We start from the raw sequence: 19,609 nt of genomic DNA, 5'->3' as shown, positions 1-19,609 counted from the left end.
AACGTCCCAGATTTGGCGCGACCCCCACATGGGGGAGCGGCCCCCATATTCTCCGGCGGCCCCCCGCATACGGGTGGGGGCCGGCCCGGTGAACAGGGCCGCGTACGAGCCGCGTTGGCCGCGCCGGAGCCCGAACCCGCAGGTCACGGAGTGCCGTTGCCCCCCACCGCGCGGGTGGTCAGTGCCGGGCCCGCGGCAGCAGGCGCGGCTCCAAGCGCTCCTCGCGTACCCCGTCACCGTCGTACGACACCACGTAGGCGCCCTTGCCCGGCGACTCCGTGACCGCCTCCACGAGACGGGTGCCGTGATAGACGAGCCCCACACCGTCGTCGGTGCAGTGCGCCGTCGGCAGGGTGCCGTCCGCGACCAGCCGGTGGATCAGCGGCCGGCGGCCCAGGTCCGAGTCGTAATGGACACCGTTGCCGTACGGCAGGAAGCCGAGCGCGTCCACCACCGGCCGCAGGTCAGGACCGTACGAGTCGGTCGCGCCGCCCTTGAACCAGCAGATCGACCCGGCGCTCACCCCGCTCAGCACCACCCCCGCCTGCCAGGCGCGCCGCAGTGCCCCCTCCAGGCCGTGCACCCGCCACACCGCCAGCAGATTCGCCACCGACCCGCCCATGACCCAGACGACGTCGTGGTCGAGGAGGGTGCCTTCCACGTCCGCCACGTTCGGCATGGGGAACAGGTGCAGCGGCGTCAGGTCGAACCCCGCCACCCTGGCCGCCTCGTGCATGCGCGCGGTGACATGCTCCGCGTCCCCCACCGCAGTGCCCAGGTACAGGATGCGCGGCCGGCGGCCGGTCACCCCCGACAGGTCGACCGCGTGGTGGACCAGGGAGTCGAACAGCACACGCGCGCGGGCACCGGCGCGATGCCCTCCGGAGGTGGCAAGGACGGTCGGCTGCGAGGCGGGCATGCGCGCGATCGTAGTCCCTGTCGCGCGGCCGGCCGTCGTACGGCACCGGCGACCCCGCCCCCGGGCTCGACATACAACGTGGGGACCGCGCCCACAACTTGGGTGGTCGCCCCGCATCCGCCGGCCGCCCGCCCTCCCGTCTACTGATGACCGGCCGACGGACCCCTGGACCCCCGGACAACAGGAGTGAAGGACATGCGGACCTCTCTGGGTATCGACTCCCTCGCACGGAGCGTCTATCTCGCCATGGTCGACCAGCCCGACGCCGGAGTCGCCGAGTTGGCCGAGCAGTTGAACGAGGCAGAGGAGACGGTCAGGCAGCGTCTTGAGCGGTTGTCCGCCCTGCTGCTCGTGGTCCCCGGCGACACCGCGACCGGCTTCCGGCCGGTCGACCCCGAGGTGGGCCTCGCTGCGATGCTCGCCCGGCAGCAGGACGAACTCGCCCGCCACCGGCTCCAGGTGGAGGACAGCAGGCTGGAGGTGACCCGGCTGCTGTCCGAGCACACCCTCGGCAGCCGGGACAGCATGCCGGGCGTCGAATGGCTGGCCGGGGCGGACGCCGTGTGGCGGCGCCTGGCGGAACTCGCCGAAGGGTGCGAGCAGGAGTGGCTGACCGTCGGTCCCACCGAGCGGCTCGCCGTGCCCGCCGCCGAGTCGGCCCGGCCCGTCGACGAGATCCTGCGCCGCCGCGGCACGCCCGCCCGCACCATCGTGCTGGAGAGCGTCCGCAACGACCCCGAGGCCATGGGGCGCGTACGGGGGACGGACGACAGCGTCGGGTCGATCCGTACGCTGCCCTCGCTGCCCGCGTGGATGATCCTCTGCGACCGCACCCACGCCGTGGTGCCGGTCGCAAGCGCCCGGTCCGTTGTCGGCGCCATGGTGTGCGGCGTCGAGTCGGTCACCGAGGCGTTCGCCGCCCTGTTCAGCCGCCTCTGGAAGGAGGCGCTGCCGCTGACCGAGGCGCGCCCCCGTACCCGCGGCAGCCTCTCCCTCCAGGAGCAGCACGTGCTGCGGCTCTGGGCGCAGGGCCTCACCGACGCGGCCGCCGCCCGCAGGATGGACGTCTCGCTGCGTACGGTCCGCCGGCTCTCCGAGAAGCTGACCGACCGCTTCGGCGCGCAGAGCCGCTTCCAACTCGGCGCCCTGGCCATCGCCCAGGGCGGCATCCGGGTCGAGGACATGGTCTGACGCGCCGCCCTTACGGAGCCCGCCCGTACGCCTCGCCCGTACGCCGCGCCCGTACGCCCCCACCGTCGTCCTGACGGTGGGGGCGTACTGCGTCATGCGGCGGCCTTCATCGGCCTGCGGTCATCCGCCCGCCCTCATCCGGCCGGTGCGAACTGCGCGTTGATCGCCGCCATCATCAGATCGGCGATGTTCTGCGCCAGTTCGGCGGGCGTCGGGTGGTCGAACACCGTCCGTACCGGTACGTCGACCCGCAGCGCCTTCCGCAGCCGTGACGCGACCTGGGTGGCGAGCAGCGAATGCCCGCCCAACTGGAAGAAGTTGTCGTGGACACCGACGCGTTCGATGCCCAGCAGCTCCGACCAGACGGCCGTGATGTGCCGCTCGACGGTGTTGCGCGGCGCCGTGTACGACGTACCCAGGTCCGGCCGCTTGCCGTCGGGGACCGGCAGTTGCGCCCGGTCCACCTTGCCGTTCGCGGTCAGCGGCAGCCGCTCCAGTGTCATGAACGCCGCCGGGATCATGTAGTCGGGCAGATAGCGCCCGAGGTGCGCGTGCAGCTCCGTGATGCTCGGGGCCTCAGGGCCCGCCGCCACCAGGTAGGCCACCAGCCGCTTGTCGCCCGGCACGTCCTCGCGGACGATGACGGCGACCTCGCCGACACCGGGGTGGGTGATCAAGTTGGCCTCGACCTCGCCCAGTTCGATGCGGTTGCCGCGGATCTGCACCTGGTCGTCGATCCTGCGCAGGAACTCGATCTGCCCGTCCGGCTGCCACCTGACCAGGTCGCCGGTGCGGTACACCCGGCCGCCGACCTCCTCGTCCTCGAACATGACGAACCGCTCGTCGGTGAGATCGGGGCGTCCCAGGTAGCCGCGCGCCACCTGCACGCCGCCGATGAGGAGTTCACCGGGCACGCCGACCGGCTGCGGCGTGCCGTGCTGATTCACCACGAAGCAGTGGGTGTTGGCGACCGGCCGACCGATCGGCGGGACGGCGTCCCCGGGGACGCAGACGGCCGAGGTGACGATGACCGTGGTCTCCGTGGGGCCGTAGTTGTTGATCGCGCGGAACGGCAGCCGGGCGTGCGGCGGCATCCGCAGCCGGTCGCCGCCGGTCAGCACGTATTCGAGGGTGCTGTCCTGGTCCCAGTCGAGCGCGGCCAGCGACTCCAGCATCGGCGTGGACAGGAACGTGGCGTCGATGGCCTGTTCGCCCAGCCAGTCCCGCAGCAGCGTCGGGGTGAGCCTGACCCGCTCGGTGGTGATGCAGCAGGTCGCGCCCCGGGAGAGGCCGAGCCACAGCTCCCACGCCGCCGCGTCGAACGAGACGCCGGCGAGCAGCGCGATCCGCCGGCCAGGATCGAGACCGTACTCCTCCACCGTCCAGTGGACCAGGTTGATCAGGCTGCGGTGCTCGACCTGGACACCCTTGGGCCGGCCGGTGGAGCCGCTGGTGTAGATGAGGTAGGCCAGGTTGTGCGCGGTGGCGACCGGCTCGGGATCGGTGACCGGCTCGCCGTCCAACGGGCCCCCCGCGGCGTCGCATTCGTCGAGCAGCAGCAGGGGGACGTCGGACGGGATCCGGTCGGCGTACGCGGTGGCGGTGAGGACGACCGGGGTCTGCGAGTCCCGCACCATGTACGCCAGCCGCTCGACCGGGAACTCCGGGTTCAGCGGTACGTACGCGGCCCCCGCCTTCACCACGGCCAGCTCCGCCGTCACCAGGTCGGCCCCGCGGGGCAGGCACACCGCGACCGGCATGTCCGGCCGCGCCCCGTAGCGGGTGCGCAGATGGTGGGCGATCCGGTTGGCTCGCGCGTTCAACTCGCCGTACGTCAGGGTGGCTTGCGGTGACTCGATGGCCACGGTGTCCGGCTGCTGGGCCGCCCGCTCCTCGAAGAGGCCGTGCAGGGTGGCCGTGTCCGGGTAGGGGGCGGTGGTGTCGTTCCACTCGACGAGTGTCTGCCGCCGCTCGGCGGGGGTGAGCAGGGACAGTTGGGACAGCCGCGCCCCGGGGTCGCCGCCGACCGCGTCGAGCAGCGTGCCCAGATGGCCGGCCAGCCGGTCGACGGTCACGCGCTCGAAGAGGTCGGTGCGGTACTCCAGCGTCCCGCGCAGGCTGCCTGCCGGGCCTTCCGCCATGATCAGCGTCAGGTCGAACTTGGCGTCGGGCAGCGTTACCGCGAACGGCTCGACCTCAAGGCCCGGCAGGCTCCACGCGTGGCTGTCCGGGGTGTTCTGCAGGACGAACATGGTCTGGAACAGCGGGTTGCGGGACGGGTCGCGGTCCGGCGCCAGCTCCTCCACCAGCCGCTCGAACGGCAGGTCCTGGTGGTCGTACGCGCCGAGCGCGGTGTCCTTGACCCGGCCGACCAGCTCGCTGAAGGCCGGGTCGCCCGACAGATCGGTGCGCATCACAAGGGTGTTGACGAAGAAGCCGATCAGCTCCTCCGTCTCGGCCCGGTTGCGGCCGGCGATCGGGCTGCCGACCGTGATGTCGTCCTGCATGCTGTACTTCGCCAGCAGCACCTGGAAAGCGGCCAGCAGCACCATGTACAGGCTCGCGTCGTTCGCCGTCGCCGCCGCCCGCAGTCGCGCGGCGACCTCGGCCGGCACCTCGAACGCCGCGGTCCCGCCGCCTTGGGGCGGCCCCGCCGGGCGGCGGTGGTCGCTCGGCAGCTCCAGCGGCTCCACCCCGGCCAGCCGCTCCCGCCAGTAGCCCAGTTGCTCGTCCAGGACGTCACCGGCCAGCCGCTCCCGCTGCCATACGGAGAAGTCCGCGTACTGCAGCGGCAGTTCGGGCAGACCGGTCGGGGCGACCCCCGCGACGGCCGCCCGGTAGCCCTCGCGCAGCTCCCGCGCCATGACTCCCTCCGACCAGCCGTCGGCGATGATGTGATGCACCGTCAGCAGAACAAAGGCTTCGTCGTCGGCGAGCCGTACCAGATGGGCGCGGAGCAGCGGACCCGTCGCCAGATCGAACGGGTGGCCCGCCTCTGTCTCGGCGAACCGCCTGGCCGCCGCCTCCCGTTCCGTCGGATCGGTGATCTGGCGCAGGTCGTGGACGGTCGCCGCCAGCGGCGCCGCCGGGTCGATGATCTGCCCCGGCTCGCCGTCCTCGGACACGAACCGGGTCCGCAGGATCTCGTGCCGCGCCACCATCGCGGTGAGCGCGGCGTCCAGCGCCTGCGCGTCCAGGTCGCCGCGGACGTGCAGCGCGAACGGTACGACGTACTCGGCGCGCCCCGGCTCCAGTTGGTCGAGGAACCAGAGCCGCTGCTGGGCGGAGCTGAGCGGCAGCGGAGCGCCGGTGCGGGCGACGGGTGCGATCCGCCCCGCGTCGTCCGCGTCCAGCTCCGTCACGACGGCCGCCAGCGCGGCGACCGTCGGCGCTGCGAACAGGGCCCGTACCGGCACCTCCACGCCGAGTGCGGCCCGCAGCCGCGAGGTGACCTGGGTGGCCAGCAGTGAATGGCCGCCCAGCTCGAAGAAGTTGTCGTCCACACCGGTGACGGCCGTGCCCAGCACCTCCGACCAGGCCGCGGCCACCGCGCGTTCCGCCGGGGTGCGCGGCGCGACGCCGGCCTCGGCCGAGCGGGGCTCGGGTGCGGGCAGCGCCCGCCGGTCCACCTTGCCGTTCGGGGTGAGCGGCAGCCGCTCCAGCACCACGAACGCGGACGGCACCATGTAGTCGGGCAGTTCGCGGCGCAGCCGGGCGCGCAGTTCCTCGTCGGTCGGCCGCTGCCCGTCCGCCACGAGGTACGCCACCAGGCGCTTGTCGCCCGGGACGTCCTCGCGCAGGACGACGGTCGCCGCCGTGACGTCGGCGCCGGCCAGCAGCACCGAAGCGATCTCGCCCGGCTCGATACGGTGACCGCGCAGCTTCACCTGGTCGTCCAGGCGTCCCAGGAACTCCAACTGCCCGTCGGACAGCCACCGCACCCGGTCCCCGGTGCGGTAGACCCGCCGGGGCGTGCCGTCGATGTCCAGGGTGGCGAACCGCTCCGCCGTCTGCTCCGGCAGCCCCTGGTAGCCGCGGGCCAACCCGTTTCCGCCGACGAGGAGTTCGCCCGGGACGCCGATCGGCACCGGCCGGTCGTGCCGGTCGACGACGTGGACGACGGTGTTGCGTACCGGCCGGCCGATGGGCGGCACCGGCACCCCCGGCACCACCTCGGCAGATGTCGTGACCACCGTCGACTCGGTCGGGCCGTAGTTGTTGACGACGCGGAACGGCAGCCGCAGCCCGGCCGGCAGACGCAGCGCGTCACCGCCGGTGAGGACATACGCCAGCGAGGCCGGCTCCGACCAGTCGAGCGCGGCCAGCGCCTCCAGCATGGGCGTGGAGAGGAACGTGCCGGTCACCCGCCGCTCGGCCAGCCAGCCCTGGAGCAGCTCAGGTGTGCGGCGCACGGTGTCCTCGGGGACGCACACGGTCGCACCGGCCGCCAGCGCGGGCCACAGCTCCCACGCCGCGGCGTCGAAGCTGATGCCGGCGAGATGCGCGACCCGGCTGCCCGGCGCCGCGCCGAAGCTCTCCACCGTCCAGTGGACCAGGTTGACCAGGCTGTGGTGCTCGATCTGTACGCCCTTGGGGCGGCCGGTCGAGCCGCTGGTGTAGATCAGATACGCCAGGTCGTGCGGGGTCGCCGCGGGCTCGGGGTCGTGCGCCGGCAGCTCCTGGATCCGCGGCCAGTCCCGGTCGGTGAGGAAGCGGTGGGAGGTACGGGGCAGCCGCGCCGTGTGCGCCGCGTCGGTCACCACATGCGCCGCACCGGAATCCTCGATCATGAAGGCGAGCCGGTCGGCGGGCAGTTCCGGGTCCAGCGGCAGATAGGCCGCCCCCGACTTCAGCGCGGCGAGCAGCGCGGTGATCTGGTCGGGCCCGCGCTCCAGGCAGACGGCGACCACCCGGCCGGGACCGGCGCCGAGGGACCGCAGATGCCGGGCGAGCCGGTTGGCACGCTCGTTCAGCTCCCGGTAGGTCAGCTCGCCGGCCTCCGACAACACCGCTGCCATGGAGGGCAGTTCGGCCGCGCGCTCCTCGACGAGCCGGTGCGCCGTCGTGTCGGCGGTGGGGGAGAGGGAGGCGATCCCGGACCACTCGGTCAGTACGCGCTCGCGCTCGGCGCCGACCAGCATCTCCAGCTCCGACAGCCGCCTCTCCCGGCCCGAGACCGCCGCTGCGAGCAGCGTGGTGAAGTGACCGGCCAGCCGCGCCGCCGTCGTACGTTCGAACAGGTCCACGGCGAACACGAGGTTTCCGTCGAGCGAACCGTCGGGCCGCTCCGTCAGGAACAGCGTCAGGTCGAACTTGGCCTCCTCCGCCCGCACGGCGAACGGCTCGACGTCAAGTCCCGGCAGCCCCCACGCGTTGCCGTCCGGGGTGTTCTGGAGCACGAACATGGTCTGGAACAGCGGCGTGCGCGACAGGTCGCGCTCCGGCGCCAGCTCCTCCACCAGCCGCTCGAACGGCAGCTCCTGGTGGTCGTAGGCGCCGAGCGCGGTGTCCCTGACCCGGTCGAGCAGCTCACCGAAACGCGGATCGCCCGACAGGTCCGTACGCATCACGAGGGTGTTGACGAAGAAGCCGATCAGCTCCTCCGTCTCGGCCCTGCCGCGCCCCGCGACCGGGCTGCCGACCGCGATGTCCTCCTGCCCGCTGTACTCCGCCATCAGGAGCTGGAACACCGCCAGCAGGGACATGAACAGCGTGGCGCCCTGCCCTGCGGCCGTCCGCCGGGCCGCGTCGACCACCTCGGCGGGCACGGTGAAGGCCACCGCGTCGCCGCGCCCCGACCGCTCCGCCGGGCGGCGGTGGTCGGCGGGCAGCTCCAGCGGCTGGAGCCCCGCGAGCCGGTCGCGCCAGTACGCCGCCTGCCCGTCCAGCGCCGCCCCCTCCAGGGCCGTACGCTGCCAGGCCGCGAAGTCCGCGTACTGGAACTCCAGCGGTACGAGGCCGGCTTCGCGTCCCGCGGCAGCGGCCCCGTACAGTTCGCGCAGCTCACGCGCCAGGATGCCCTCCGACCAGCCGTCGGAGACGATGTGGTGCAGTGTGATGAGCAGCAGCCACTCCTCGTCGGCGACACGCACCGCCAGCGCTCGCAGCAGCGGCCCCGCCGCCAGGTCGAACGGCTCTCCCGCCGCCTCGCGCAGAATGCCGAGCGCCGCCTCGACGCCGAGGTCCCGCGCGTCGCGCACCTCGACGGACACCTCGCGCGGCTCCTCGACGATCTGGACCGGACGGCCCGTAGCGTCCGCGACGAACCGGGTCCGCAGGATCTCGTGCCGGGCCACCAGCGCCGTCAGCGCCGCTCCGAACACATCAGGGGCGAAGCGCCCCGTGACGCGCAGCCCGGCCGGGACGACGTACTCCGCCCGTCCCGGCTCCAACTGGTCCAGGAACCAAAGCCGTTGCTGGGCGAACGACAGCGGCAGCGGCCCCGCCGACCGGTCGGCGCGCGGCATCGCCGCCACCGTACCCGGGTCGAGCGCGTCGACGGCCGCGGCCAGCAGCGCGGGGGTGGGCGCCTCGAACAGGGTGCGGTGGGAGACGTCCACACCCAGGTCCCGGCGCAGCCGGGCAGCGACCCGGGCGGCCAGCAGGGAGTGCCCGCCCAGCTCGAAGAAGTCGTCGTCGGCGCCCACCGGGTCCACGCCCAGCAGGTCGGCCCAGATACCGGCGACCGCGAGCTGCGTCGGTGTGTTCGGCGCCGTGTACGCCACGGACAGCTCGGGCCGGTGGCCCTGCGGCGCGGGCAGCGCCTTGCGGTCCACCTTGCCGTTCGGCGTCAGCGGAAGCCGCTCCAGCGTCACGTACCGGGCGGGCACCATGTGCTCGGGCAGGTCGCGCGCCAGGGCCCGGCGCAGCTCGGGTACGGCAGGACCTGTCTCGCCCGCCGCCACCAGATACGCCACCAGCCGCTTGTCGCCCGGGACGTCCTCGCGGACCACGACGGTCGCGGCGGCCACACCGGGACGGGCGAGCAGGGCGTTCTCGATCTCGCCCAGTTCCACCCGGTGGCCGCGCAGCTTGACCTGGTCGTCGATCCGGCCGAGATAGACAAGGCGCCCGTCCGGCAGCCACTTCACCAGGTCACCCGTGCGGTACACCCGGGCGTCCGGATCCGGTGAGAACGGGTGCGGCACGAACCGCTCCGCCGTCAGGTCGGGCCGGCCCAGATAACCGAGGGCCACGTTCACGCCGCCGATCAGCAACTCGCCCGGCACGCCAACCGGTTGGACCTCGCCGTGCGCGCCGACCACGTACACCTCGGTGTTGTCGATCGCGCGGCCCATCGGCACATGGTCGGCCGCCGGGTCCACCGACACCGTACGGCTGACCACGTTGCCCACGGTCGCCTCGGTCGGTCCGTACTCGTTGACGACGGCCGTGGAGTCCGTGCCGTTCGCCAGCATCCGGTGCGTCAGCGCCGGGGTCAGGTCCTCGCCGCCCGCCACCACCGTCACGATGCCGTGCCGCAGCCCGTCCCGCTCCAGCCGGGCGACCAGCAGCTCCAGATGCGACGGCGTCGCCTTGAGGAAGCTGATCCGCGCGCCGGTCGCGACGAGATCCACGGCCGCGTCGAACACCGTCCGGCCCGGACCCGGGTTCGGTATCACCAGGCGCAGCCCCTGCACCAGCGGCAGGAACAGCGCGGTGACCGTCAGGTCGAAGGCCGCCGAGGAGCACAGCAGCGAGCCGATCTCGGCGCCGGGCGCCGCCGGGTAGTTGCGGTCGCACCAGTGCAGGTAGTTGACGACGCCCCGGTGCGCCACCCGCACGCCCTTGGGACGGCCCGTCGAGCCCGAGGTGTAGATGACGTAGGCCAGATCGCCCGCGCCCGCCTCGACCGCGGGGGCCGAGGCGGCGCAGTCCGGCCAGCCGCTGTCGGTGAGCAGCAGTTCGGTCCCCGGCGCGAACAGGCCGGCGTGTGCGGAGTGCGTGACCACCACGGGCGCCGCGCTGTCACCGACCATGTAACGCAGCCGCTCCGCCGGGTACGACGGGTCCAACGGCACATACGCGGCGCCGGACTTGAGCACCCCGAGCAGCGCGCACACCAGATCAGGGCCGTGGTCCAGGCACACCGCCACGAGCGCGCCGGGACCGACGCCCCGCTCGCCCAGATGGCGCGCGAGCCGGTTCGCCCGCTCGTCCAGCTCCCGGTACGTCAGCGACTGACCGTCGTGCTCCAGGGCGACCGCGTCCGGCTGCCGGGCGGCCCGCTCCTCGACCAGCCGGTGGACGGTCGACGTGTCGGGGAAGGCGGACCGGGGGCCGTTCCACTCGGTCAGGATTTGGGTCCGCTCCACCGCCGTCAGCATCTCCAGCGCGGCCAGCCGCGCCCCCGGATCGTCGGCGGCGGACCGGGCGAGCACACCGAAGTGGTCCGCGAGACGCTCCGCCGTGGCCCGGTCGAACAAGTCCGTGCGGTAGCCCAGCACACCGCGCAGCGCTTCGCCGTCGGCGGCCAGCTCCAGGGTGAGCTGCGCCGCGGGCGCGCACCCGGCCGGCGTATCTCCGGCGGTGCGCCAGACGAACCAGGGGGCAGTGTCCAGCGCACCGGCCGCCGCGTCGGCGAGCGCCGCGAACGGCAGGCCGCCGCGCGCTCGTACCGCCGTCGCCGCCTGGGTCAGCGCGTCCTCGAACTGCGGGTCGCCGTCGGGGCCCCGTACGGCCAGCGCCTGTCCGTCGTCGCCCCGCACCACCACCGGGACGTCGCCCCGGCCGGTGTGCCGTGCGAGCAGTGCCTGAAACACCGTCAGCAGGACCGTCGAAAGGTCCGTGCCCCGCTCGTGCGCCGTCGCCGACAGCGCCGCTGCCGTCGCGGCGGGCACGTCGAAGAGCACCCGGTCCGACGGTCCTGCCCCGTCGTCCGCAGGGCGCCGGTCGGCCGGCAACTCCAGCGGCTCCAGACCCGCCAGCGCGCCCCGCCACTCCTCCACCTGGTGATCAGCCACCGTTCACTCCCCATCGTCAGCACGTTGTCAGCAGTACAAGCGGTACAAGCGGTTCAAGCGGTACTCGCGGTACAAGCGGTTCGGCGCCGGAAGGACGTCCGCGATGAGCACGTTAGGACGCGTGCGCGGACACCCCCAGTGGGCACAAGTGACGCCCCCGCGGCTGGCCACAAGTGCCCAGTGCCGCTCAGCAACACCGCTGGCCACGATGGACAACGTCACCCGACGACAGCCCGTACGCCCGCCGCCGGATTCCCGAAGCGCCGCCGAACGCCCTTGAGGCGGGCGGGACTTCGAGGACCGGCCCGGCGCGGGGGCTGGCCCGGATGACCGGCCCGGTCGCAGCGATCGAGGCCCCTACGGTGTCGAGAGGAAAGCCGGTCGTGTACCAGCGTCACCAGCCCCTGGAGAGCCCGCCCCACGCGGTCCTGAGCACCATTCCCTCGGACGCGCACACCTGGAACCTGCTGTTCCTCCAACTCACCCTGGAGGAACAGGGATGGGAGGTCACCAACCTCGGTGCCTGCGTCCCGGTCGATGTCCTGGTCACCGAGTCCGCCGCCCGGCCGCCCGGCCTCATCGTCGTCAGCACCGTCAACGGCCACGGCGCCGAGGAGGGCCCGGCCCTCGCCCGCGCGGTCCGTGCCGAGCCCGCCCTGGCCCGGGTGCCGCTCGTCATCGGCGGCAAGCTCGACACCGAGGGGTCCGTCGACCCCGAAGCCCATCCCGCGCTCACCGAGGCCGGCTTCGACGCCGTCCTGATCGGGCCGAACGCCGTACCGCGCATGCTCGGCCTGCTCGACTCCCTCGCGCAGTCCGGGCACGGAAGGGCCTACGCCGATGCGATCCGCTGATCCCGCACTCGGCAGAGCGCCGGGCAGCGACACGATCCCCGGCAGCGACCCGGCCCCCGGCAGCCCGGCGCCGCTCACCGACCCGCTCCCCGGTGGCACCTTCCACCACTTCATGGCCGAAGCGGCACGCGACGGCACACTCGTCGTCCAGCCCCGCATGGGGTTCGCCGAGCCCGCCAGGATGCGCGCGGGACTGCTCGCCACCCGCGGCGCCGCGGCCACCACCGTCGGCACCCTCACCCTCGACAGCTTCACCCGCGTCGGCGACTACGCCGCCGCCGCACGCGCCGCGGCTCAGGGCCATGCGCTCAACGGCTACCCGCTCGTGAGCATGCCCGTCGCCACCACCACAGGGATGCTCGACGGCGTCCGCGGCGAGGACTTCCCCGTCCAGGTGCGGCACGGCTCGGCGCAGCCCGGCCGCATCGTCGAGGCCCTGGTCGAAGCCGGTCTCGACGCCACCGAGGGCGGCCCCGTCTCGTACTGCCTGCCCTACGGCCGCACTCCGCTGGCCACTTCCGTGCAGGCGTGGGGCGAGGCGTGCCGCAGGCTGGCCTCGCTCCGGGCATCCGGTGTCGAACCGCACCTGGAGAGCTTCGGCGGCTGCATGCTGGGCCAGCTCTGCCCGCCCTCGCTGCTCGTCGCCATCTCCGTACTGGAAGGGATGTTCTTCCGGCAGCACGGTCTGCGCAGCATCTCCCTCAGCTACGCCCAGCAGACCAACGCCCAGCAGGACGAGGAAGCCGTCCACGCGCTGCGCGCCCTGGCCGCCGACCACCTCCCCGACACCTCCTGGCACGTGGTCGTCTACGCCTACATGGGCGTCTATCCGCAGACCAGGCCCGGTGCGCTGGCCCTCGTCGCCGACGCGGCACGGCTCGCGGTACGGACCGGAGCGGCGCGCCTCATCGTCAAGACGGCCGCCGAGTCCGCCCGCATCCCGTCGATCGCCGAGAACGTCACGGCGCTGGAGACCGCCACGGCCGCAGGGCAGTCCGAGCGGCCCACCGCACCGCCGCCGTCCACGGGCGTCGAGGCGGAGGCCCGCGCCCTCGTGGAGGCCGTCCTCGGCCTGCACGACGACCTCGGACAGGCCCTGATCCGGGCCTTCGCCCGCGGCTACCTCGACGTCCCCTTCTGCCTGCACCCCGACAACGCGGGCCGCACCCGCAGTGTCATCTCCGACCAGGGCCGGCTGGAGTGGTCCCGTACCGGATCGCTGCCGCTCGGCCCCACGGCCACCGCGCACAGCTCCCACCCCCTGACCTCGTCGGGGCTGATGTACGCGCTCCACCACGTCAAGTCCCGCTACGACGCGGCCGCCGTCCCGCTCGCCCGAGCGAGCTGACGGACCGTCACTTTCCCCTTCCGCGGCCCTTCTTCGGGCCGATGAACCGTACGTCGACCGGACAAGGACCGACATGACACTCCAGATCGACCACCCCCTGGCGTTCGCCGCCGCTCCCGCCCTCCCCACCCCGCTGGAACACCTGCGCGACCCGCGCACCCGGGCGGCCCTGCGCATCCAGCAGGCCCTGGTCGCGGGTGCCCGCGCCTACCTCCGCGCCGACGACGCGGTGGAAATGTCCCACCCGATCATCGGTCCCGTCACCGACCCCGGCTCGCGCGGCGCCAAGCAGGTCGACGTCGACTACTACGGGCACCGCTACAAGCTGATGACCAGCGCCATCCTCTACAAGCAGGCGTCCCTGCTGGCGTACGACCGCATCTTCCTCGTCGCCCCCAACGTCCGCCTGGAGCCCGTCGAGACCAGCACCACCCGCCGCCACCTCGCCGAGTTCCGGCAGATCGACGTCGAGTACGCGGGCGCCACCCGCGACGACGCCATGGACATCGCCGAAGGCCTCGTCCGGCAGGCCGTCACCACCGTCGCCGACGAGTGCGGCCCCGAACTGGCCGTACTGGGCCGCGATCCCGACGCCCTGCGCCGGTTCGTCGCCCGGCCGTTCGCCCGCGTACCGCACGGCGAGGTCGTCGACCGGCTGCGCGCCGACGGCTACCCGCAGGCCATGGGCACGGAGATCGAGTGGGAGGCCGAGGAGCGCATCTCCCGCCAGGCCGACGCCCCGTTCTTCGTCGTCGGCTACCCCAAGGGCTCGCGCGGCTTCTACGACAAGGAGAGCCCGACCGAGCCCGGCACCCTGCTCAACTTCGACCTGATCGCGCCCGAGTCCTGCGGCGAACTGTGCAGCGGCAGCGAGCGCGAGAGCGAGTACGCCGCGCTGGTCACCCGGATGCGGGAGACCGGCGAGAACCCCTCCAAGTACGCCTGGTACCTGGAGGTCGCCCGGCACGGCATCCCCAGGAGCGCCGGCTTCGGCATCGGCCTGGAGCGCCTCACCCGCTGGGTCGCGGGACTCGACTCCGTCTGGCAGGCCACCGCCTTCCCGAAGCTCGCGGGGGTCGTGTCCCCGTGACGTACCTGACCGCACCAGGACTGCCCGAGGACGACATCCGCGCCCGCGCACGCGACGGAGCAGCCGCCGTCTTCCCGCCGCTCGACAGCTACGGCACCGCCGTCTTCGGCGGAACCCCCGCGCAGGGCGACGAGATCGACGCGCTGCGCCTGGCCCCGCCCGTCTTCATGCCGGGCCGCCTCGCCAAGCTCATCGACCTCGGCCGCGAACCCCTCTACTCCGACGTCAGCCTCACCACCGCCATCGGCGGTTTCGAGGCCCCGCTGCCGGTGTACATGTCGGCCCTCGGCTCCACCCGCGTCGCCGGCACCAGCCTCGCCCTCAGCCGGCAGGCAGGACGCCTCGGCATCCCCATGGTCATCGGCGAGAACGTCGCCCCGATGAACGGCTTCCGCAGCAGCGGCGACGACCACCGCAAGGGACTGCTGGAGCGCATCCTCGCCTACTGCGAGGAGCTGCCCGACGGCGTCGGCGGCATCTGCGTCCAGCAGAGCACCGAGGACGCCGACTCCGAGGTCTGGAACCACGTCTACAGCGACCCCGCGGTCTCCGGACTCCTCGCCTCCGGCCGCCTCGGCTTCGAGATGAAGGTCGGCCAGGGCGCCAAGCCGGGACTCGGCGGCCTCACCATGGTCAGCGAGGCGGTCGCGGCCGACCTCGAAGGCCAGTACGCCGTCGAACGCCTCACGGACGGCGGAGCCGTCCTGCGCTGCTCAAGCCCCGGCACCTTCACCGACGAGATCTTCCGCCGGCAGATCCAGCTCATGCGCAACAACTACCCGCGCGCCCGCTGCTGGGTGAAGCTCTTCCCCGGCAGGGACGTCGGCCACGCCGCCGGCATCGCCTGGGACGCGGGCGCCCACGCCGTCACCGTCGACGGAGCCGAAGGCGGCACAGGATGGGCCCCCACCGGCTTCCTGGGCCACGTCGGACTGCCGCTCGCCGAGTGCCTGCGCCGCGTCGAACCCGAAGGACGCACCCTGCTCGCCAGCGGACGCGTCTGGGACGGCATCCGCGCCGTGAAACTGCTCGCCCTCGGCGCCCGCGCCGTCGGCCTCGGCCGCGCGGCGCTCGTCGCCGCCGACGAGGACCCGGCACACGGCCTGGAACGCCTCCTGGAGGCCATGGCCCTGGAGATGCGGATGGCCGTCAGCTCCCTCGGCAGATACGCGGCGGACGAGACCGGCCCCGAGGACCTGTGGAGGCCCGAGTCATGATCTACGAGCACACGTACGAGCTGGTCACCGACGACCTCTTCGTCCGGCTGCCCCGCATGGCACCCGGCGCCGAGGTCTTCCTCAAGATCGAGGGACTCAACCCGGCGGGATCCGTCAAACTCAAGACGGCACTCAGCCTGGTCGAGGACGCCGAACACCGCGGCGTCCTCACCCCCGGGGCCCGCGTCATCGAATCGTCCTCGGGCAACCTCGGCATCGCCCTCAGCTCCATCTGCGCCACCAAGGGATACGCCTTCACCTGCGTCGTCGACCCCAACACCAACGCCACCAGCATCGACCACATGCGCGCCCTCGGCGCCGAGGTCGTCGTCGTGGACACCGTCGACGCCAACGGCGGTTTCCTCCAGTCCCGCATCGCCCACATCCGGCGCCGCGTCGAGGCCGACCCCACCATGGTGTGGCTCAACCAGTACGCCAACCCGGCCAACCCCCGCGCCCACTACGAGCAGACCGCGCGCACCCTGCTGAAGGAACTCCAGCAGATCGACTACCTGTTCGTCGGCGCGGGCTCCACCGGCACGTTCGTCGGCTGCGCCAGGTATCTGCGCGAATACTCGCCCGACACCCGGATCGTCGCCGTGGACGCCGTCGGCTCGATCATCTTCGGAGCCCCGCCAGGACCGCGCGTCATCCCGGGACTCGGCGCCAGCCGGATCCCCGAACTGTTCGAACCCGGCCTCGCCGACGACGTCGTGTTCGTCCCCGAGGAGGACGCGATCCACGAGTGCCGGCTGCTCGCCCGCACCCACGGCCTGCTGGTCGGCGGCTCCACCGGATCCGTCCTGGCCGCGATCCGCCGGTACGCCGACGTGTTCCCGGCCGGCTCCCGTATCGCCGCGATCTCACCCGACCTGGGCGAGCGCTACCTCGGCACGGTCTACAACGACGCCTGGGTGGGAGCACACCTGGGTGTCCTCGCGTGACCACCACCACCACCACCGCCATCGGCACCGCTACCGCCATCCCGCGCCCCTCCCGTGAAAGGGACCACCGATGTCTGCATTCCATGTGATCGACGGGGCCGTCGCCCGAGACGTCATCACCTCCGCGCCGTCCGAGATCCTGGACATCGTGCGGGACACCTACCTCCAGCACAGCCGCGGCGCCACCGTGAATCCCGACAGCTACTTCCTGCGCTTCCCCGACAACCCCGGCGCCCGCATCATCGCCCTCCCCGCCCACCTGGGCGGCGAGGCGCCGGTGTCCGGCCTGAAGTGGATCGCCAGCTACCCGCAGAACGTGCGGCAGAACCTGCCCCGCGCCTCGGCGGTCCTGCTCCTCAACGACGCCGAGACCGGCTACCCGTTCGCCTGCCTGGAGGCGTCCGCCATCAGCGCCGCCCGTACGGCGGCCTCGGCGGCGCTCGCCGTGGAGACCCTGACCCCCGACGAGGCGCCCCGCACGGTGCTCTTCGTCGGCGCCGGCGTCATCGGCCGTACGGTCTCCGATTTTCTCGCCGCCCGCGGACTCAACGTCCGCGAGTGCCTCGTCCACGATCATGTGGAGTCGTACGCCGAGAAGTTCGCCGCCTACGCGGCCGAAGCCCACGGCTGGCAGGCCAGAGCCGTCACGGAGATCGACGCGGCCCTGGCCGTCGCCGACCTGGTGATCCTCGCGACCACCGCGCCGGCGCCGTGGCTGGCCGACGAACAGCCCCTGCTGCCGGACCAGCTCATCCTGAACCTGTCGCTGCGCGACATCCACCCTACGGTCATGATCAAGTGCAACAACATCCTCGACGACATCGACCACTGCCTCACGGCCCAGACCTCACCCCACCTCACCGAAATCGAGTACGGCAGCCGCGACTTCATCAACGGCACCCTCGCCGACGTCCTGAACGGCAAGGTCACCCTCGACCGCAACCGCCCCACCGTGTTCTCCCCGTTCGGCCTCGGCGTCCTGGACCTGGCGGTCGGCTGCCACATCTACCGGACGGCTCTGGACAGCGGCCGCGCCACCGAAATCCCCAGCTTCATACCGGAGTTGACGCGCTGGTGAGCCGACCAGCCTGACCTGCTCGCACGACCTCGACGCCCTCGTCCCGGATCCGGGACGAGGGCGTCGACGTTGCTGCGGGGCGGATGCCCCAGCACCCAGCACCCCGTACTACGCCCCCGCACTCCGCACCCAGCACCCCGTACCTCGAACGCCGCATCCCGCACCGAGCACTCCGCACCCCCTACTACGCACCCCGCACTCCGCACCCCTGCTACGCACCGCGCATCAAGCCTTGAGCACCCAGGCTCCTGCACGAAGAAGCCGCTGGCCCGGGACGAACGGCAGCCGCCCCCCGCGGGTGCGGGGGGCGGCTGGTGGTGGCGTGGTGTCGTCCGTCAGGCCGGCAGCAGGAGCGCCGCCTCTCGGCCGGAGCCGGCCGCCGTCATGGCCTCTCGTACCGCGGCGACCAGTACGGACAACTGCTCCTCACCCTTCACCATCTCCATGTGGCGACCGGGCATCGGGCGGATGTCCAGGCCCATCGGGTAGAGCCCGGACCAGTGGGCGACGTACCGCGCCTGCGGCACCTCGTCACCGCTGCCGTCGCGTACGGTGTCGCTGACGAACAGCGTGGCCGGGGCAGCCGAGTCCGCAGGGCGGTACGCGGCGAGGGAGCGTACCTCGGCCTCCAGCACCGCGTAGGGCAGCCACTCGGCGAGCGTGATCGCGGCCTCGTCGATGTTCATCTCCGGAGCCAGGAGCTTCATCTCCCCTTCGGTGCTGGCGCGTTGGTCGCCGGTCTCGCCCTGACCCCGCTGCCACAGGGCGTTCACCTGGCGGTAGACCTCCGCGTGCCGCTGGAACCGGGCCTGCTGGTCGTCCCCGGTCGTCGCCGGCTCCAGCAGGAGCAGTGCGGCCACCGACTGCGGGTCCCGCGCACCCATCGCGTGCGCGATCACGGCACCGGTCGACCAGCCGAGGATCGTGCACGGCCCCTCGGGCTGCACCCGGCGGATCTCGCGCCAGTAGCGGTCGGCGATGGCCTCGAAGCCGACGAGCGGCGACTCGCCCGCGTTCAGCCCCGGCGCCTGGATGCCGTACACGGTGAACGCCCCGGCCAGGCGCTGTGCGAGCGCCTGGTACGGATGCGTGCTCCCACCGCCAGGATGGACGCAGAACAGCGTGGGCAGAGCGGGGTTCGCCTCGGGCGAGAGCAGTACGACCAGTCCGCCGGACTCGGTCTCCGGGGCGTCCAGCACGCCGGCCAGCTCGGCCACCGTGGGATGCCGCATGAGCTGCTGAAGGGCCATCCGCAGACCGGCCTCCCGGACCCGGGAGGTCACGCGCACCGCGCTGATGGACTGCCCGCCGAGCGTGAAGAAGTTGTCGTGGATACCGATGGCGTCGATGCCGAGGATGTCGCCCCAAATGGTGGCCAGTATGTGTTCGGTGGGGGTGCGGGGGGCGGTGTAGCTGGTGTTGAGGTCGGGACGGTGGTGGTCTGGTGCCGGGAGGGCTTTGGTGTCGACCTTGCCGTTGGGGGTCAGGGGCAGTTGGTCGAGTGTGACGTAGGCCGCCGGGACCATGTAGTCCGGGAGCTGCTGCTGGAGATGGGCTCGCAGTTCGTCGATGTCCGGGCTGGTTCCGGGGGTGGTGACGATGTAGGCGGTCAGTCGTTTGTCGCCGGAAGTGTCCTCCCGTACGACGACGGCCGCGGTCGTGAGGTAGGGGTGGGTGTTGAGTGAGTTTTCGATTTCGCCGAGTTCGATGCGGTAGCCGCGGAGTTTGATTTGGTTGTCGATGCGGCCGATGAATTCGAGGGTGCCGTCGGGGCGCCAGGTGCAGAGGTCGCCGGTGTGGTAGGTGCGGGGGTCGTTGGGGGTGTTGAGGGGGTTGGGGGTGAAGCGTTGGGTGGTGAGGTCGGGGCGGTTGTGGTAGTTGCGGGCGAGGCAGATGCCGCCGAGGAGGGAGTGGGCGGGGATGCCGATGGGTGCGGGTTGGTTGTGGTGGTCGAGGAGGTAGGTGGTGGTGTTGGTGATGGGTCGGCCGAGGGTGGTGGTGTAGC

General features: G+C 72.4%; 10 protein-coding genes. 7 read left to right on the top strand and 3 right to left on the bottom strand.

Features of this window, described 5'->3' with window-relative positions; all coding sequences use genetic code 11:
- Window positions 1-178 precede the first annotated feature (178 nt).
- On the bottom strand, window positions 179-919 hold the full coding sequence (locus ACZ63I_RS09660) for a Type 1 glutamine amidotransferase-like domain-containing protein (RefSeq protein ID WP_469337097.1): 741 nt from the start codon (window positions 917-919) through the stop codon (window positions 179-181).
- 195 nt (window positions 920-1,114) lie between these two features.
- On the opposite strand from ACZ63I_RS09660, the gene ACZ63I_RS09655 reads away from it, so the two are divergent.
- Window positions 1,115-2,110, top strand: coding sequence for a LuxR C-terminal-related transcriptional regulator (locus ACZ63I_RS09655; RefSeq protein WP_469337095.1), 996 nt, complete (start codon window positions 1,115-1,117; stop codon window positions 2,108-2,110).
- Window positions 2,111-2,244: 134 nt separating this feature from the next.
- On the opposite strand, the gene ACZ63I_RS09650 is transcribed toward ACZ63I_RS09655, so the two are convergent.
- Window positions 2,245-11,073 carry a non-ribosomal peptide synthetase gene (locus ACZ63I_RS09650; protein ID WP_469337094.1) on the bottom strand — a complete coding sequence of 2,943 codons (8,829 nt, stop codon included), beginning with the start codon at window positions 11,071-11,073 and terminating at the stop codon, window positions 2,245-2,247.
- A gap of 383 nt (window positions 11,074-11,456) precedes the next feature.
- Between ACZ63I_RS09650 and ACZ63I_RS09645 the strand changes: the two genes are divergently transcribed.
- The 6 genes from ACZ63I_RS09645 to sbnB all read left to right on the top strand — a co-directional run bounded on the left by ACZ63I_RS09645 (window position 11,457) and on the right by sbnB (window position 17,604).
- Window positions 11,457-11,927: a cobalamin B12-binding domain-containing protein gene (locus tag ACZ63I_RS09645; protein WP_469337092.1), complete on the top strand. Its 471-nt coding sequence runs from the start codon at window positions 11,457-11,459 to the stop codon at window positions 11,925-11,927.
- A gap of 112 nt (window positions 11,928-12,039) precedes the next feature.
- Window positions 12,040-13,275 (top strand): methylaspartate mutase, encoded by a 1,236-nt coding sequence (locus ACZ63I_RS09640; RefSeq protein ID WP_469338308.1) that lies wholly within the window; start codon window positions 12,040-12,042, stop codon window positions 13,273-13,275.
- A 73-nt stretch (window positions 13,276-13,348) separates the two neighbouring features.
- Complete coding sequence (locus tag ACZ63I_RS09635) at window positions 13,349-14,365, top strand: asparagine synthetase A (protein ID WP_469337090.1); 1,017 nt, start codon at window positions 13,349-13,351, stop codon at window positions 14,363-14,365.
- The gene (locus ACZ63I_RS09630) at window positions 14,362-15,582 is read left to right on the top strand and encodes a glutamate synthase-related protein (protein WP_469337088.1); all 1,221 of its coding nucleotides are present in this window, start codon (window positions 14,362-14,364) and stop codon (window positions 15,580-15,582) included. The genes ACZ63I_RS09635 and ACZ63I_RS09630 overlap by 4 nt, the downstream gene beginning before the upstream one ends.
- Window positions 15,579-16,526, top strand: coding sequence for a 2,3-diaminopropionate biosynthesis protein SbnA (sbnA, locus tag ACZ63I_RS09625; protein WP_469337086.1), 948 nt, complete (start codon window positions 15,579-15,581; stop codon window positions 16,524-16,526). The genes ACZ63I_RS09630 and sbnA overlap by 4 nt, the downstream gene beginning before the upstream one ends.
- 70 nt (window positions 16,527-16,596) lie before the next feature.
- Entirely contained in the window at window positions 16,597-17,604 is a 1,008-nt protein-coding gene (sbnB, locus tag ACZ63I_RS09620; protein WP_469337084.1) for a 2,3-diaminopropionate biosynthesis protein SbnB, read from the top strand.
- A 335-nt stretch (window positions 17,605-17,939) separates the two neighbouring features.
- On the opposite strand, the gene ACZ63I_RS09615 is transcribed toward sbnB, so the two are convergent.
- A partial coding sequence (locus tag ACZ63I_RS09615) for an alpha/beta fold hydrolase (protein WP_469337083.1) occupies window positions 17,940-19,609 on the bottom strand: 1,670 nt, incomplete at its 5' end.

Source organism: Streptomyces sp. NPDC087906 (genome assembly GCF_055584925.1).
The sequence above is the reverse complement of the archived record's forward strand: the minus strand, read 5'-3'. Positions and strand labels throughout refer to the sequence as shown.

Bases quoted from the DNA above. Each gene is read 5' to 3' on its own strand.
- ACZ63I_RS09640 (WP_469338308.1), top strand. From the start codon at position 12,040: ATGGCCGAAGCGGCACGCGACGGCACACTCGTCGTCCAGCCCCGCATG.
- sbnA (WP_469337086.1), top strand. From the start codon at position 15,579: ATGATCTACGAGCACACGTACGAGCTGGTCACCGACGACCTCTTCGTC.
- ACZ63I_RS09635 (WP_469337090.1), top strand. From the start codon at position 13,349: ATGACACTCCAGATCGACCACCCCCTGGCGTTCGCCGCCGCTCCCGCC.
- ACZ63I_RS09655 (WP_469337095.1), top strand. From the start codon at position 1,115: ATGCGGACCTCTCTGGGTATCGACTCCCTCGCACGGAGCGTCTATCTC.
- sbnB (WP_469337084.1), top strand. From the start codon at position 16,597: ATGTCTGCATTCCATGTGATCGACGGGGCCGTCGCCCGAGACGTCATC.
- ACZ63I_RS09660 (WP_469337097.1), bottom strand. From the start codon at position 919: ATGCCCGCCTCGCAGCCGACCGTCCTTGCCACCTCCGGAGGGCATCGC.